At 71.5% G+C, this 16,262-nt stretch carries 11 protein-coding genes; 5 read left to right on the top strand and 6 right to left on the bottom strand.

Translation table 11 applies throughout. The features are described 5' to 3' along the window. Positions 1–12: 12 nt before the first annotated feature. The 3 genes from murJ to F0L68_RS37610 are packed head-to-tail and all read right to left on the bottom strand — an operon-like array spanning position 13 to position 4,654. Positions 13–1,704, bottom strand: coding sequence for a murein biosynthesis integral membrane protein MurJ (gene murJ, locus F0L68_RS37600; RefSeq protein WP_223199494.1), 1,692 nt, complete (start codon positions 1,702–1,704; stop codon positions 13–15). After that, positions 1,701–4,121: a DUF6049 family protein gene (locus tag F0L68_RS37605; RefSeq protein WP_149854684.1), complete on the bottom strand. Its 2,421-nt coding sequence runs from the start codon at positions 4,119–4,121 to the stop codon at positions 1,701–1,703. The genes murJ and F0L68_RS37605 overlap by 4 nt, the downstream gene beginning before the upstream one ends. After that, positions 4,118–4,654, bottom strand: coding sequence for an NUDIX hydrolase (locus F0L68_RS37610; RefSeq protein WP_149854685.1), 537 nt, complete (start codon positions 4,652–4,654; stop codon positions 4,118–4,120). The genes F0L68_RS37605 and F0L68_RS37610 overlap by 4 nt, the downstream gene beginning before the upstream one ends. A gap of 70 nt (positions 4,655–4,724) precedes the next feature. Between F0L68_RS37610 and F0L68_RS37615 the strand changes: the two genes are divergently transcribed. Together F0L68_RS37615 and F0L68_RS37620 are read left to right on the top strand one after the other, a co-directional pair. Further along, a complete protein-coding gene (locus tag F0L68_RS37615; protein ID WP_149854686.1) occupies positions 4,725–6,179 on the top strand; it encodes a CCA tRNA nucleotidyltransferase in 1,455 nt (484 codons plus the stop codon). A 116-nt stretch (positions 6,180–6,295) separates the two neighbouring features. Then, the gene (locus F0L68_RS37620) at positions 6,296–6,553 is read left to right on the top strand and encodes a response regulator transcription factor (RefSeq protein ID WP_188317043.1); all 258 of its coding nucleotides are present in this window, start codon (positions 6,296–6,298) and stop codon (positions 6,551–6,553) included. Here F0L68_RS37620 and F0L68_RS37625 read toward each other — a convergent pair. Continuing rightward, positions 6,550–7,845: an MFS transporter gene (locus F0L68_RS37625; RefSeq protein WP_149854696.1), complete on the bottom strand. Its 1,296-nt coding sequence runs from the start codon at positions 7,843–7,845 to the stop codon at positions 6,550–6,552. The two genes, F0L68_RS37620 and F0L68_RS37625, sit on opposite strands and share 4 nt — an antisense overlap. 441 nt (positions 7,846–8,286) lie before the next feature. Between F0L68_RS37625 and F0L68_RS37630 the strand changes: the two genes are divergently transcribed. Then, positions 8,287–8,859: a YqgE/AlgH family protein gene (locus tag F0L68_RS37630; protein WP_149854688.1), complete on the top strand. Its 573-nt coding sequence runs from the start codon at positions 8,287–8,289 to the stop codon at positions 8,857–8,859. A 1,415-nt stretch (positions 8,860–10,274) separates the two neighbouring features. On the opposite strand, the gene F0L68_RS37640 is transcribed toward F0L68_RS37630, so the two are convergent. Further along, on the bottom strand, positions 10,275–10,760 hold the full coding sequence (locus F0L68_RS37640; protein WP_223199495.1) for an SdpI family protein: 486 nt from the start codon (positions 10,758–10,760) through the stop codon (positions 10,275–10,277). 230 nt (positions 10,761–10,990) lie between these two features. On the opposite strand from F0L68_RS37640, the gene leuS reads away from it, so the two are divergent. Then, a complete protein-coding gene (leuS, locus tag F0L68_RS37645) occupies positions 10,991–13,852 on the top strand; it encodes a leucine--tRNA ligase (RefSeq protein WP_149854689.1) in 2,862 nt (953 codons plus the stop codon). A 175-nt stretch (positions 13,853–14,027) separates the two neighbouring features. Here the strand turns inward: leuS and F0L68_RS37650 are convergent, their stop codons facing one another. Further along, complete coding sequence (locus F0L68_RS37650) at positions 14,028–14,774, bottom strand: TetR/AcrR family transcriptional regulator (RefSeq protein ID WP_149854690.1); 747 nt, start codon at positions 14,772–14,774, stop codon at positions 14,028–14,030. A 141-nt stretch (positions 14,775–14,915) separates the two neighbouring features. On the opposite strand from F0L68_RS37650, the gene F0L68_RS37655 reads away from it, so the two are divergent. Next, positions 14,916–16,262 (top strand): MMPL family transporter (locus tag F0L68_RS37655; RefSeq protein ID WP_149854691.1); only part of this gene is annotated, 1,347 nt, incomplete at its 3' end.

Here is a 16,262-nt window from a genome sequence, read left to right on the forward strand (position 1 = left end):
GGTTGACGAGCCTCAGCCCCGGCGGATCAGTCGGAGGATCTTGTCCGTCGCCGGGCGCAGTTCGGGCAATCGGAACATCGCCATCGCGCCGAAGCTGAGCACCAGGACGAGCACGCTCTCCACGATCAGCCGGATCCACGCCTGCGGCCGCGCGCCGGCCGCGCCGAGCAGCGACACCGCGCCGTCGCCGACGAACTTGGCCACGACGCACGCGACGACCGTCGCGACGATGGTCAGGCACACGGTCCAGATCGTGTAGAAGGTGCGCAGCCTGCCGAGCCGGACCCGCAGCCAGATCTGGCCGACGATCGAGCCGACCACGAAGCTCAGCGACATCGCCAGCATCACACCGACCGCGAGCTGGTCGGGGCGGGCGATGGCCAGGAAGAAGTAGCAGAGCGCGATCCGCGCCACCACCATGATCCCCTGGATGATCGCCGGCGTGCGGGAGTCCTTGAGCGCGTAGAACACCCGCAGCTGCAACAGCGTGATCGCGTAGGGCACCAGGCCGAACGCGGCGAGGCTGAGCGCGACGCCAAGCCGCTCGGCGTCCTCGACGGTGGCGTGCCCGAAGGAGAACGCGGCGATCGCGATCGCCGGGCCTGCCAGCGTCATCAGCCCGGCCAACGGCATCAGCAGCACCGAGGACATCCGGTTGCCGAGCGACAGGTCGGCGACGAGGCCCTCGGTGTCACCGGACGCGGCGGCCCGGCTCATCTTCGGCATCAGCGCGGTGAGCAGCGAGTAGCCGAGCACGCCGTAGGGCAGTTGCAGCAGCAGCCACGCGTAGTTGTAGATGGTGATCGTGCCGTTGGTGCCGTGCCCGGCGACGTTGAGCAGCACCACCATGCTGGCCAGGCCGAGGCCGACGTAGAGCAGCACCCAGAAGGCGAGGCTGCCGAACTCCGAGAGCCTGCTGTCCCAGCCCCACCGCCAGCGGAACCGGAAGCCGGTCCGCTTGATCGCCGGGATCATCACCACGGCCTGCACCGCGACGCCGAGCGCCGTGCCGACGCCGAGGATCAGCAGCTTCGGCTCGCCCATCCGCACCGGGTCGATGGAGATCGTGCCCGGCAGCAGCATGTAGACGCCGAGGGTGATGATGACCACCACGTTGTTGAGCACCGGCGCCCAGGTCGGCAGGCCGAACACGTGTTTGGTGTTCAGGATCGCGCTGAGCAGGCCGGTCAGGCCGTAGAAGATGATGCCCGGCAGCACCAGGTAGGCGAACGCCGTGGTCAGCGCGGGGTTGGCCTTGGTGTCGCCGCCGAGGAACAGGTGCGTGAGCAGCGGCGCGCAGGCGATCGCGACGACGGTGCCGACCGCGAGCAGCACGGTGGACATCGTCAGCATCCACTGCGTGTAGGACTCGCCCCCGTCGGCGTCCTCCTTCTCCGCGCGCACCAGCATCGGCACCACGATGCTGGTCAGCACGCCGCCGAGGAGCAGCTCGTTGATCATCGTCGGCAGCGTGGTCGCGACCTGGTAGGAGTCGTTGACCGTGGCGAAGCCCAGCGCGACGGTCAGCAGCGCCTTGGAGGCGAGGCCGCTGACCCTGCTGACGATCGTGGCGATCGCCATCGAGCCGCTGGCCTTGGCCAGCGACGGCGCCGCGGCCGGCGGCTGCGGCTGCCCCTGCGCCATCGCGGCGTCGGGAGCCGAGGGGCCGGCAGGTGTCGCTGGTGTCGCTCTCGTCCCGTTCAACGTCCGCCCGACCTCTCCTCGCCCGCGCCCAGTGTGTGCGTGCCGACACCCTGCGCGGACTTCTCCGGCGGCTCGGCCGGCCCATTGTCCTGCTGACTCGCCGATTCTCCGACGCCCGGCTGGGTGGACGTTCGCCCGCCCCTGATCCGCCGGTACAGCCGCCTGCCGACCAACAGGACCAACACGGCGCCAGCGACCACGGTGATGATCAGCACGATCGTGCCCGAGGCCGACGAGGAGATCTCCAGGCGGGCCGCGTCGGCGCCGAGCGGCACGCCGCCGGGGGTGGTGACCCGCACGTTGATGCTCAGCCGGCCCGACCGCAGCACCTCGATCGGCACCAGCACGACGCGCGACGCCCCGGCCGGCAGGTTCCAGTCCTCGACGGACTTCTGCCGGAAGCCCGCCGCGTCGTCGAACACGACCCTGGCCCGCACCTGCACCGGGAGCTTGTTGGCGACGGTGACCGGCACGGGCGCGTTGCCGGAGCCCATCGAGTAGGTGTTCTCCGGCTGCACGACCGCGACGGCGGCCTGCACCGCGCCGATCTGGTTCTGCGCCGAGGTCAGCGCGGCGCGCGCGGCGCCGTCGTTGCCGCGCCACGAGTTCGCCGTGACCCGCAGCAGGCCCTCCCGCAGCGGGTTGGTCACCGAGGCAGGCGTCGCGCCGTTGCGGTCCTCCTGCGTCATCGAGTCGGCGAGCCCCGCGACGACGTCCCGCGCGGCCCGCACGTCGTCGGTGATGGCCTTGGGGATCTCGTTCGACGCGGCCTGCGCCGGGTAGTTGAGGGTCGCGCCCTGCTGCGGCGCCGGAGCGCCGGCCGCCGGCGCGAGGTCCTGGAGCGGCGTCGCCGTCGCGGCCTGGCTGTCGAACAGGGACTGCACGGTGTCCAGGAACACCTTCAGCTCGCCGGCCGGCGCGTCCCAGGTGCGCGGCGGGGTCACCACGAGGTTCTGCCCCGAGCCCTCGAAGCCGGTCTGGAGCACCAGCGCGGCGAGCGCGTTCTGCACCGAGACGGCCTTGGTGTCGGCGGACGCGCTGGTCCGGTTCGCCGGCGTCGGCTGCCCCGGGTTGCCCAGCGCGTCGGACACCAGCTGGTCGGTGCGCACGGCCGTGGTGGTCGCGCCGCCCGCCCGGTCCAGCCGGACCGGCCCCGCGCCCGGCGCGCCGGTCAGGCCCTTGGGGTCGAGCAGGACGGTCGTCACGCCCCGGTCGGCCAGCTCGGCCGTGGTCTTGTCGTCGAGCACCCCGCCGTAGGGCCACGCGAGGTTGGTCAGCGGCTGCACCTCGAGGATGTTCTGCACCACGGCGGAGGCGTCCAGCGCGAACTTCGTGAGGTCGCCAAGGCCAGCCCTGGTCAGCGCGACCAGGTCGGCGTCGGCGTAGGGCAGCGCGAGCACGCAGTGGCCACGCGCGGCCAGGGTCAGCCGGTCCAGCCACCGCTTCGCGATGTCCTGTCCCCTGCCCTGCGCGCCGCCAGCGACCTGGTAGCCCTTGCTCATCGCGTAGACGGTCTGCAACAGCTCGGGGTCGATGGCCAGGCACAGCGAGTAGGCGGCCGTCGCGCTCGCGCGGCTCTCGTACTCGGCGAGCAGGTTGTTCAGCCTGCCGCCGAGCGTGAGCAGGCCCGGCAGCGTGTCGTCGGTGAGGATCGCCTGGTCGCCAGGGGTCGACTTCGTCGCCTGGGTGGCCTTCGCGGTCAGCACGGCCTCGCCGTCGGGGCCGGCGCGGACCAGCCTCGGCTGGTCGACCAGCGGCCACAGCACCGTCAGCTTGGCCGGCGTCGCCGGCTTGACGGGGGTGCCACCGGGCAGCCCGAGGACGGGCAGCAGCGTGCTCAGGGTGGCCAGCTGGGCGGCGTGGCCGTTGTTGTAGTCCGGCGTGCCGTTGATGTTGGCGAGCAGCGGGTAGATGCCGGGCTTGTCGACGGCGAGCGTCGGGCCCGGCTCGCCGGTCAGCGGCACGGTCAGCGTGAACGGCGCCTCCTGCCCGCGCTGCAGCACCGGCGCGATCGAGACCCAGACGGAGTGCACGACGTCGTCGGCTGCGGGCTCGCGCAGCGCGGTGCGCAGCGCGTTCTCGTCCGGCACCGGGTCGCCGCGCTCCAGCCGCAGGGTCAGGTCGCTGATCCGGTTCTCGCCGACGTTGGTGACCTTGCCGCTGATGGTGACCTCGGGCGGCCCGTCGGCCTTCACCACCCTCGGGGTCAGCTGGTCGATCTCCATCCGCAGCTGCGCCGAGGACTGGAGCGTGCTGAGCACGCCGTGCACCGGGTTGGACCACACGGCGCGCGCCGTCGCCGGCGGCAGCGGCGTCTTGCCGGAGCCTGCCGCCGTGTTCGGCTCGGCGGCCGCGCCGGTGCAGCCGACCGCGAGGACGAACCCGACCGCGACGGCCGAGCAGAGCAGTCTTCTCACCCGAACTCCTGGTCGACGCCGCCGGCGAGCTCCGGTCGCGGCTGGGCCGCGAGCAGTTCGACGGCCCTGCGGACCAGGCGGCGTTCGTCTGCGTAGGCGAGCAGCTCGTCCAGCTCGCCTAGGGGCACCCACGCCACCTCGGTGACCTCCACGTCCTCGTCGGAGAGTTCGCCGCCCAGCGCTTCCAGCAGGAAGTGGTGGACGGTCTTGTGCACCCTGCGATCTTCCGCGACGAACCAGTAGTCGATGGAACCGAGGGGTCGGAGCACCCTGCTTTCGATGCCCGTCTCCTCGGCGACCTCGCGCACCGCGGTCTGCTCCGCGGTCTCGCCTGCCTCGATGTGGCCCTTCGGCAGGGACCACAGCAGCCTGCCCTTGCGGTCCAGCCTGCCGATGATGGCAGCCTCGGCCCGTGCCGAGTCCAGCACGAGGCCGCCTGCTGAGGTCTCGTCGACGGTCTTCAGCCGGCGACCCCGGCGCCGGTTCCGGCGCCCCGGCTTGGTACCGCCGGAACGACCGGACGACGGGGGCATGCCCCCGATGGTAGTGGCGTCCCATCGTTGCTGGCCGTCGCCCGTCCTATGCGGAACGTGATCACCTCGGGTGCGGATACCCTGGTTCCTCGTGTCCCGAGTGCTCGCACAGCAGAATGCGGTGGTGGAACTCCTTCGCGTGTCCCCGGTGGCCGACGAGGTGGCGAGAAGGTTCGCCGCCGCCGGCCATCGGCTGTACCTGGTCGGCGGCAGCGTGCGCGACGCGCTGCTCGGCCGGCTCGGCACGGACCTCGACTTCACCACCGACGCCCGCCCGCCGCAGATCCTGGAGGTCCTCGCCGGCTGGGCCGACGCCGTGTGGGACACCGGCATCGCCTTCGGCACGGTCGGCGCGGCCAAGCACGGCGCGACGCTGGAGATCACCACGTTCCGGGCGGACAGCTACGACGGGGTGACCCGCAACCCCGAGGTGACCTTCGGCGACTCGATCGAGGCCGACCTGCTGCGCAGGGACTTCACCGTGAACGCGATGGCCGTCGAGCTGCCGAGCCAGCAGTTCGTCGACCCGCACGGCGGGATGGACGCGCTGGTGGCGCGCACGCTCGACACGCCGGCCACCCCGCAGGAGTCCTTCGGCGACGACCCGCTGCGGATGCTGCGGGCGACCAGGTTCGTCAGCCAGCTCGGCTTCACCCCGGCGCCAAGGGTCGTCGAGGCGATGACGGCGATGGCGGGCGAGCTGGCGCGGATCACCCCGGAGCGGGTCCAGACCGAGCTGTCCAAGCTGCTGTGCGGCGAGCACCCGAAGGACGGCATCGAGCTGATGGTGCGGACCGGGCTGGCCGAGCTGGTGCTGCCCGAGGTGCCGGCGATGAAGCTGGAGATCGACGAGCACCACCAGCACAAGGACGTCTACCACCACTCGCTGGTGGTCCTCGAGCAGGCGATCGACCTCGAGGAGGACGGCCAGGACCTGGTGCTTCGGCTGGCCGCGCTGCTGCACGACATCGGCAAGCCGGACACCCGCCGGTTCGAGTCCGGCGGCGGCGTGAGCTTCCACCACCACGAGGTGGTGGGCGCGAAGATGGTGCGCAAACGCTTGCGCGCGCTGCGTTACTCCAAAGAGGTGATAGAAGACGTCGCCCAGTTGGTCTATCTGCACCTGCGGTTCCACGGCTACGGCAAGGGTGAGTGGACCGACTCGGCCGTGCGCAGGTACGTCACGGACGCCGGGCCGCTGCTGAGCAGGCTGCACAAGCTGGTGCGGGCCGACTGCACCACCCGCAACCGCCGCAAGGCGCTCGGCCTCCAGAGGTCCTACGACGAGCTGGAGGCCAGGATCGCGCTGCTGGCCGAGGCGGAGGACCTCAACCGGGTCCGGCCCGACCTCGACGGCAACGAGATCATGCGGCTGCTCGGCCTCCCGCCGGGTCCACTGGTGGGTGCCGCGTGGAAACACCTCAAGGAGTTGCGGCTCGACCGGGGACCGCTCGAGCATGACGAGGCGGTCACCGAACTGCGCCGTTGGGCGGCTGGACAGGGCATACAACCGCCTAACGAATGATTCGCCCGTAACCCTCGGTGCCGGCGCGGAATCGCCGCGTTAGCGGGATGACAGTGCGTCGCGGCACGATGACGATGCGACTCGGGCATAGTGCCCGCGCACCGGGGGTGAGTGCGATGACTTGGGGTCTGTCCGCGCCACGCAGACGGGTCGACGACGGGATGTCGGCCCTGTCCGAACAGCAGCGCGCCGTGCTGCGCTTCGTCGCGAGAGGGCTTGCCGATCACGAGATCGCCAGGCTGCTGTCGCTGAGTGTGCAGGAGGTCTCCGCCGAGGTCGGCGAGATCCTGCGCCGCCTGGACCTGCGCGACCGCATGCACGCGGTCGTGTTCGCCCACGAGACCGGCGTGATCCGCCTGCCGCTGCCGCGCTAGTTCGTCGGCGCGGACGTCTCCGCCGCGCGGGGCAGGCCGGTGTCGGTCGTCCTGCGCAGCACCATCAGGTACCCGGCCGCGCCGACCAGGTAGGTCAGCGCGGCGAGCGTGATCACACCGGGCGCGACGCCGTCGAGCGGGACCAGCGCCGCGGCGATCGTCACCGACGCCACCATCGCCGCGTTGACCAGCGTGTCGTACAGGGCGAACACACGGCCCCTGATGTCGTCGCCGATGTCGCCCTGCACGGCCGCGTCGACGCACAGCTTGATCAGCTGGCCCGCGGCCGGGATGACGAACGCGGCGGCCAGCATGGTCGGCAGCGTCATCGGCAGGCCGAGGGTGAGCTGGGCGAGGCCGGCCACCATCAGCGCGCCGCAGACCGCGCCGCGCCGGCCGATCCTGGCGACGACCCGCGCGGTGACCAGCCCGGCGACGAGGATGCCGGCGCCGCCGGCGATGGCGACCTCGCCGAGCCCGGCCATGCCGGCCCGCAGCGGGCCGACGTCGTGGAAGGTGTGCCGCAGCAGCAGGACGGTGACCAGCAGGGACGCCCCGAAGGCGAGGCGGTGCGCGATCAGCGCGACGAACCCGGCGGCGACGCGCGGGGTCCGCAGCGAGGCCCTGCCGCCGTCGACCAGGCCGAGTGCGACGGCGACCATGGTGGCGCTCGGCTCGCTGACCTCGTCCGGCCCGAGCACTCCCCTGGCGAACCGCGCGGCCAGCGCGGCCCCGGCCAGCGAGCCGAGCAGCGCGACGCTGGTGGTCCACGCCGAGCCCCAGTCCCCGGAGCCGAGCAGGCCGCGCAGGCCGACCGCGCAGGCCGCGCCGACCACGGAGGTGACCGAGCCGAAGGTGGTGGCCACCGCGTTGGCCTCGACCAGATGCCCGGCCGGCACCACGTGCGGCAGCGAGGCAGACAGTCCCGACCCGACGAACCGGCTGACCCCGGTGACCAGCAGCGCGGCGGTGTAGAGCGGCACACCCTGCATGCCGCTGCCCACGGCGACGGCGGTGAGCAGCACGAACACCCCGCGCAGCAGGTTGGCCGCGAGCAGCACCCTGCGGCGGTCCCAGCGGTCGAGCAGCGCGCCGGCGAACGGGCCGATCAGCGAGTACGGCAGCAGCAGCACGGCGAAGCCCGCGGCGATGGCGGCCGGGTCGGCCTGTCGCTCGGGGTTGAACAGCACCGCACCGGCGAGGCCTGCCTGGAAGAGCCCGTCGCCCCACTGGGCGGCGAGCCTGGCGAACAGCAGCCTGCGGAACCCCTCGATGCCGAGCAGCCGCCGCATGCCCAACCGATCGCGTTCCTCGCCGGGCCCCGAGTCGCTCGTCTCGGTCCTGCTGCCTGCGTGGATGTCGGCGGCGCTGTTCACGCCTCGAGCGTACGGCTGCTCGCGGCCGGCACGCAGTGGAGTAGGCACCACCAACGCTGAACTACTGGGGAACTGCTGTGGGCTACCCGGAAAAGTCCACTTGCCGGAAAAAGTCCACTGCCGGAAAGTCCACTGGCCGGACCCCGAGGGGCCCGGCCAGCGGACGTCAGATGCACGGTCGCCTCACGGCGGGTGTGCGCGACGCGGCTCCAGCCGAACGGTATTCCGCGAAGGCAGTTGTCTTTTGAGCCCGGGGGACTCGATGACATCTGACTATCCCCCTCAACGGGTGGATCGCCCGGCTTGTTCCCGGACTGTCTCACCCGGTGTCCATCACCCGGGTGAAATCATGTGCCGGTGCGACCTGACGCCGATGTCGAGCCGGGTTCCCTCCTGGTTGCGGCCCCGAGCCTGCTCGACACCAACTTCCGCCGCACGGTGGTGTACGTCATCGACCATCGTGGCGAGGGCACGCTGGGGGTGGTGCTGAACCGCCCGAGCGAGGTCGCCGTGCACGACGTGCTGCCTGGCTGGGGGCCGCACGTGACCCGGCCGCAGGCGGTGTACATCGGCGGGCCGGTCGACCAGAAGACCGCGCTGTGCCTCGCCGCACTGCGCACCGGCGAGGACAGTGAGCAGCTCGCCGGGGTGGTCGGCGTGCGGGGCCCGGTGGCGCTGGTTGACCTCGACGCCGACCCGGACGAGCTGGTGACGCGGGTGCGCGGGATGCGGGTGTTCGCCGGCTACGCGGGCTGGGGCGAGGAGCAGCTGGCCGGCGAGATCGAGCGCGGCGACTGGTTCGTGGTGCCCGGCCTGCCCGACGACGTGCTCACGCCGTCCGGCGTCGACCTGTGGGCCAGGGTGCTGCGCCGGCAGGGCATGCCGCTGGCGCTGCTGGCCACGCACCCGGTGGACGTCCGCCGCAACTGACCCGCCGGAGCGCGCGGTTATCCCCAGACGCCCCGCGCCTCGACATTCACCGCCGCCACTTGTCCACAGCCCAAGCCGCACAAGGGCCGAACCGAAGATCGCGGATAGGCTGGCGCAGGGCCGTTCCCCCGAGGTGGGTGGGGGTGTCTGTACAGGTGGGTCGGGATGCCGGCAAAGTCGGTTTGTGCTGGTCAGGCTGTTATCCCGAGTAGCTGGAGTGGTCGTCGGCAGTCCCCGGCCGTGAGTCGTAGCCCTTGGGCGATGTTGGTGTCCGGCCAGTGGCAGGGCGGAGATCGCGAGGTTGCGCAGGCTGGCCATCACCCGGGGCGCGTGTCTGGTGCGGACTCGGGAGGCGTCCTTGCCGTAGGTGGCGTGGCGGACCCATGCAGGCGGCTGTCGATGTGCCAGTGCCCGCGTGGGTAGTCGGCGATGCGGGCGGGATCGGCCAGGGTGGCGGGCGGACTGGTGAGGCCGTAGCTGGTCTGGGCCGTGGTCGTGTGGTCGGGTGCGGTGGCGGGGAACCCGAGATCGGCCGGGGCGGGCAACACGTGCACGACACGGTGTTCGGTGCGGCCGTACCTTGTGTCGGTGCTGGTGTGACGGGGGTTGTCGGGCCAGGGCAGGTAGTTCAGGTGGGCGACCAGGCGGTGCTGGTTGGCCTTGACGGTGAGCGCGTGGTGCGCGCTCTGGGCCGGTGGGGTCGTGGTCGTGGGTGGTGTGCAGTGCGTCGGCGGTGATCGCGGTGTTGGCCGGGGGCAGTGGGTCTGGCAGGGCGGGCGGCCAGGCGATCTCGCTGGTGCCGATGGGCACGGGGCGTTGGGCCACCACGATTGCGGTGTGGTGGGTGAGGGCGGCCAGCTGGTGAACGCCTGCGTCGCCGGTGCGGGGCGCGGTGCCGTGCGGTGTCTTGCCGTCCATCGCGATCCGGATCGGTTCCTGAGGCGCTGGCTGGTCAGGGTCGGGGCCGACAGAGTCGGGGTTGGCGGTGTCCGCTGACGCGGCGGATCCCGGCGCTGATCACCGCGTCGAGGTGGTCGCCGTCGACCTGGTGCGGCACTCGACGCATGGTGGAGTCGGTGGGTGGCGTCGGCCGGTGTGGGGTCACGGCGCATGCCCAGGCCGGCTGGGAGGTGGTGGGGCAGGTCGGTGGCCTGTTCGGTGATCGTGGCCAGCGACGGGGCCCCAGCCGCTGGCCGCTGCGGCGGTTAGGACCAGCACGCTGTTCAGGGAATGCCGGATCCCGCGGCGCCGTCGTGGGTCGGGTGCTGCGGCCAGGTAGCGCCGCAGGTCAACGACTACGTCCGGGTTCAGTGGGGATCGGGGATGATGCCGGAACCCTGAGGTGGGTTGGGGTGTCTGTGCAGGTGGGCGGCGTGTTGCTTCACGTGAAACAACACGCGCCACAAAGCCGCCGGTCAGGCAGGCGCGTCGGCGGTCTTGCGCAGCGCGGCCAGCGGCCCGCAGCCGCCACCGCCGCACACGCAGCCAGTGCAGCCCGCCGGGGCGGACGAGGTCGGCATCGCCTCGGCGGCCCGGTGGCCGAGCACGCCGCCGCCGATCGACACGGCGGCCATGCCGACCGCGCCGATCACCGCGGCGATCACGGTGCCCGCGGTGGACGGCATCGAGAACGCGGACACCGCGCCGAGCAGGCCGACCAGCCCGGCGACCGCCAGCGGCAGCCCGGCGACACGGTTGGCCATGGCGAACTGCTCGTCGCCGCGCATCGCGGCGGCGGTCCGCACGCCAACGAAGCGGTTGCGGACCAGTTTGCCGCGTAGGCCGAGCACCCCGATCGAACCGATGGCGAGCCCGGCGAGCCCGAGCACCGCGAGCAACCCGACGCGAACGGTCAGCGGCGCGGCTTCCGGCACGAGGTCCTGGGCGGCAGCGAAGGTCACTGGACGAGCGTAGGTGCTGCGCGCGGGCGGCACGACAGACACCCCGTCCAGATGTGCCGCACGCCATGTTCGGCGGGTCCGGTAGTCTGGTCCGCATGAGCACGGCCCGCCTGCTCCTTATCTCGCCGCGCTGACCGACTATCCGGTTGGCGCGGCCACCCCTCATGCCCGATCGCGGCTGGGGGGTTTCGTCTTGTTCAGGGGCAGGAACGTATGGGGAGGAACCTCCGATGAGCGACGTCACCACGACTGAGGCCGTGCCGGCCTACCGCTACACCGCCGAGCTGGCCGGCGCGATCGAGCGGCGCTGGCAGCAGTACTGGCTGGAGCATGGCACGTTCCACGCGCCGAACCCCGTCGGCCCGCTGGCCGGCGACGGGCCGGTGCCGGCGGACAAGCTGTTCGTGCAGGACATGTTCCCCTACCCGTCGGGCGCGGGCCTGCACGTCGGCCACCCGCTGGGCTTCATCGGCACCGACGTGTTCGCCAGGTTCCACCGGATGACCGGGCGCAACGTGCTGCACACCATGGGCTTCGACGCCTTCGGGCTGCCGGCCGAGCAGTACGCGGTGCAGACCGGGCAGCACCCGCGCAAGACCACCGAGGACAACATCGTCACCTACCTGCGCCAGATCAACCGGCTGGGGCTGGGGCACGACGAGCGTCGGCGGATCTCCACCATCGACCCCGAGTACTACCGCTGGACGCAGTGGATCTTCCTGCAGATCTACAACTCCTGGTACGACGAGCAGGCCGGCAAGGCGCGGCCGATCGCCGAGCTGGAGGCCGCCTACGAGTCGGGCGCGCGGCCGACGCCGGACGGGCGCGCCTGGGCCGAGCTGACCGGGCCGCAGCGCCGCGAGGTCGTCGACGGCCAGCGGCTGGCGTACCTGTCCGACGCGCCGGTGAACTGGGTGCCCGGCCTGGGCACGGTGGTCTCCAACGAGGAGGTCACCTCCAACGGCCGCAGCGAGCGCGGCAACTTCCCGGTGTACCGCCGCAACCTGCGCCAGTGGATGATGCGGATCACCTCCTACGCGGACCGGCTGCTGGACGACCTGGACCGGCTGGACTGGCCGGAGAAGGTCAAGTCCATGCAGCGCAACTGGATCGGCCGCTCCAACGGCGCCCGCGTCACGTTTGCGATCGCCGGCGCCGACGAGCAGGTCGAGGTGTTCACCACCCGGCCGGACACGCTGTTCGGCGCCACCTACCTGGTGCTGGCCCCCGAGCACCCGCTGGTCGACGCGATCGTCGGCGACCGGTGGCCCGACGGCGTCGACGAGCGCTGGACGGCTGGCGCGGCGTCGCCGGCCGAGGCGATCGCGGCCTACCGCCGCGCCGCGTCGATGAAGTCGGAGCTGGACCGCCAGGAGAACAAGGACAAGACCGGCGTGTTCACCGGCGTCCACGCGATGAACCCGGTCAACGGCGAGTCGGTGCCGGTGTTCGTCGCCGACTACGTGCTGATGGGCTACGGCACCGGCGCGATCATGGCGGTGCCCGGCCAGGACCAGCGCGACTGGGACTTCGCCGCGAAGTTCGGGCTGCCCGTCGTGCGGACCGTGCGGCCGACCGAGGGCTTCGACGGTGAGGCGTTCACCGGGGACGGCCCGGCGATCAACTCGTCGAGCCCCGCGTCGATCAGCCTGGACGGGATGGCCGTCGACGAGGCCAAGAAGACGATCATCGCCTGGCTGGAGGAGCACGGGCACGGGCGCGGCACCGTGCAGTTCAAGCTGCGCGACTGGCTGTTCTCCCGGCAGCGGTACTGGGGCGAGCCGTTCCCGATCGTGTACGACGAGGACGGCGCGCCGATCGCGCTGCCGGAGTCGATGCTGCCGGTCGAGCTGCCCGAGGTGGACGACTACTCGCCGAGGACCTTCGACCCGGAGGACGCCGACACCGAGCCGTCGCCGCCGCTGTCCCGCGCGCAGGACTGGGTCGAGGTCGAGCTGGACCTGGGCGACGGGCCCAAGCGCTACCGCAGGGACACCAACACGATGCCCAACTGGGCCGGCTCCTGCTGGTACCAGCTGCGCTACGTGGACCCGACCAACAGCGAGCGGTTCAGCGACCCGGTCAACGAGCAGTACTGGCTGGGGCCGCGCCCCGAGCAGCACGGCGCGTCGGACACCGGCGGCGTCGACCTGTACGTCGGCGGCGTCGAGCACGCGGTGCTGCACCTGCTGTACTCGCGGTTCTGGCAGAAGGTGCTGTTCGACCTGGGGCACGTCAGCTCGGAGGAGCCCTACCGCAAGCTGTTCAACCAGGGCTACATCCAGGCGTACGCCTACACCGACTCGCGCGGCGTGTACGTGCCGGCCGAGGAGGTGCAGGAGCGGGACGGGAAGTTCTTCTGGCAGGACCAGGAGGTCAACCGCGAGTACGGCAAGATCGGCAAGAGCCTGAAGAACGCGGTCGCGCCGGACGCCGTGTGCGACGCCTACGGCGCGGACACGTTCCGGCTGTACGAGATGTCGATGGGCCCGATGGACGTGTCGCGGCCGTGGGCGACCAAGGACGTCGTCGGCGCGCAGCGGTTCCTGCAACGGCTGTGGCGCAACATCGTCGACGAGAACACCGGCGAGCTGCGGGTGTCCGAGGACGAGCCAGGCGAGGAGTCGCTGCGCGCGCTGCACCGGGCGATCGCCGGGGTGCGCGAGGACTACGCGAACCTGCGCTACAACACGGCCGGCGCGAAGCTGATCGAGCTGAACAACGCCGTCACCAAGGCGTACGGGTCCTCGGCTGGCACGCCGCGCGCGATCGCCGAGGCGATGGTGCAGCTGCTGGCCCCGCTGTGCCCGCACGTGGCCGAGGAGCTGTGGTCGCGGCTGGGCCACGGCGAGTCGCTGGCGCACGGGCCGTTCCCCGCCGTGGACGAGCGCTATCTGGTCGAGGACTCGGCCGAGTACCCGATCCAGGTCAACGGCAAGGTGCGGTCGCGGGTCGTGGTGTCCGCGTCGGCGTCGGCCGACGAGGTGCGGGCGGCCGCGCTGGCCGAGGAGAAGGTCGTCGAGCTGCTGGGCGGCAACGAACCGCGCAAGGTGATCGTGGTGCCGGGCCGGCTGGTCAACATCGTCCTGTAGGCGGCCTCGTGAGCGAGCTTGCGAGCTCACCATTGGGCACAGTAGCGCCGCGCACGCGGTTGACGAGCGTCGGCGAGGAGACCTCGTGAGCGAGCTTGCGAGCTCACCATTGGGCACAGCAGCGCCGCGCATGCGGTCGACGAGCGTCAGCGAGGAGACCTCGTGAGCGGGAGCGTCAGTTTCCGCTCACGAGGCCGACCTCGGCGGCGAGGTCGGCGAGCATGGAGTCGAACAGCGGTTCCGGGTCGGACACCGCGAACGGGAAGCAGCCGAACACCTCCAGCGCGACGTGTCCGTAGAGCCGGACCCAGAACTGGAGCATGAAGAACACCGTGCCGAGGCTCAGGACGTCGGTCGGGATGGCGATGCCCTGCTCGGCCATCGCCGCGATCAGTGAGTCGCGGAAGGTCACCAGGTCGGTGTGCAGCTGTCGCGGCACGGCGCTGTCGGCTGGCGGCTCGATCCGGTGGGTGGCCAGCACGCGACCGGCCACGGTGAGGAAGATCCGGCCGAACGGGTCGTGCGTTGCCCGGTTCGCCTCGCCGTCGGCGCAGCTGGTGGTGACGAGGTCGGGCGAGCCGAACACCAGCGCGAACTCCTGCGGGTGCGCGAGCGCCCAGTGCCGGAAGCCCCGGCAGACGGCGAACACCTGGCCGATGGTGTCCTGGGCCGACATGGTGGCGAGGTCGGCGCTGAGTTCGGCGGCGAGGTCCCCGCAGATGTCGTCGCACATCCGCTGGAGCAGGTCCTCGCGCGAGTCGTAGTACCGGTAGAGCGCCGGGGCCGTGATGCCCAGCTCCCGCGCGATCGCACGGAGAGTCACCGCCTCCCGGCCGCCGCCCACCAATAGGGCGCGGGCCTGGTGCAGGATCTCGCGCTCCGTTTCCGCGCGGAGCCGTTCCCGGCGCGTGGTCTCCGTCATATTCACTCCATCGGGTTGTAAACACCGTTAACGCCGCCGTACCCTCAGCACGTTCGGTGAACGGTGTTTACAGAGTTGACACGATTCACCAAACGGTAACTCCCGGGCGCACCAGCCCGCCAGCCGCGCAGGAGGCCGTCTGTGTTCGCGAAGTGGGGATCCCTGGCATACCGCCGCAGGTGGGTGGTGCTGATCGCCGTCGTGCTGCTGTCCGTGCTCGGCGGCGTCTGGGGAGTCGGCGTCTTCGACCGGCTCAGCCAGGGCGGCTACGAGTCGCCGACCAGCGAGGCGTTCCGCGCCGACGAGATCGCCAAACAGGCGCTCGGCCGGCAGGGCGGCGACATCGTCGTCGTCTACACCGTGCCGGGCGGCGGCACGGTCGACGACCTCGCGCTCCGCGACAAGGTCAACAAGCAGCTGCACGCGCTGCCGACCGACGCGGTCAGCAAGGTCGTCTCCTACTGGGACACCGCGCTGCCGCAGTTCGCCGACGCCCAGAAGCACCGGGGCATCGCCGCCGTCACGCTGGCCTCCGACAACTCCAACCAGCAGCTCAAGCAGTACGACGAGATCGCCGACCGGCTCCAGATCGACGGGCTGACCGCGCAGATCGGCGGCCTGGTGCCGACCCAGAAGGCGATCAGCGCCATGTCCGCCTCGGACCTGAGCCGCGCCGAGGTGGTCTCCATGCCGCTCGTGCTGCTGCTGCTCATCGTGATCTTCGGCGGGCTCGTCGCCGCCTCGCTGCCCGTGCTCGTCGGCGGCCTCTCGATCCTCGCCTCGCTCGGCGTGCTGCACGCCATCTCGCTCGGCACCGACGTGAACTCCTTCGCCGTCAACGTCGCCAGCCTGCTCGGCCTCGGCCTGGCCATCGACTACGGCCTGTTCACCGTCGGGCGCTTCCGCGAGGAACTCGCCGCCGGCCGCGACCCCGCCGAAGCCGTGCGCCGCACGGTGTCGACGGCCGGCCGCACCGTCGCGTTCTCCGCGACGCTGCTGGTCGTCGCCCTCGCCGGGCTGCTGCTGTTCCCGCAGGGCTTCCTGAAGTCGTTGAGCTACGGCGGCATGTCCGCGGTGGCCATCGCCGCGATCGTCTCGCTGACCCTGCTGCCCGCGCTGCTCGGCATCCTCGGCCACCGGGTCGACAAGCTCGGCATGCCATGGCGCAGGCGGAAGGCCGCCCGAGGCGAGGAGGGCGGCGGCTGGCGGAAGGTCGCCACGCGGGTGATGCGCCGCCCGGTGCTGTTCGCGGTGCCGATCGTCGCCGTGCTGCTCGCCCTCGGCGCGCCGTTCCTCGGCGTCAAGTTCGGCCAGGTCGACCAGAAGGTGCTGCCGGAGGGCAACTCCGCGCGGGTCGCCGCCGACCTGGTCGCGCACGACTTCCCCGGGCTGTCCGGCACCGGCGTCAAGGTGGTCGTGCAGGGCGACAACGGCGCGGCGCCGGACAAGGCGGCCGTCGGGCTGCTCGCCAACCAGATCAGCGCGGTG

The sequence above is a fragment of the Solihabitans fulvus genome, assembly GCF_008386585.1.
Classification (GTDB): domain Bacteria; phylum Actinomycetota; class Actinomycetes; order Mycobacteriales; family Pseudonocardiaceae; genus Solihabitans; species Solihabitans fulvus.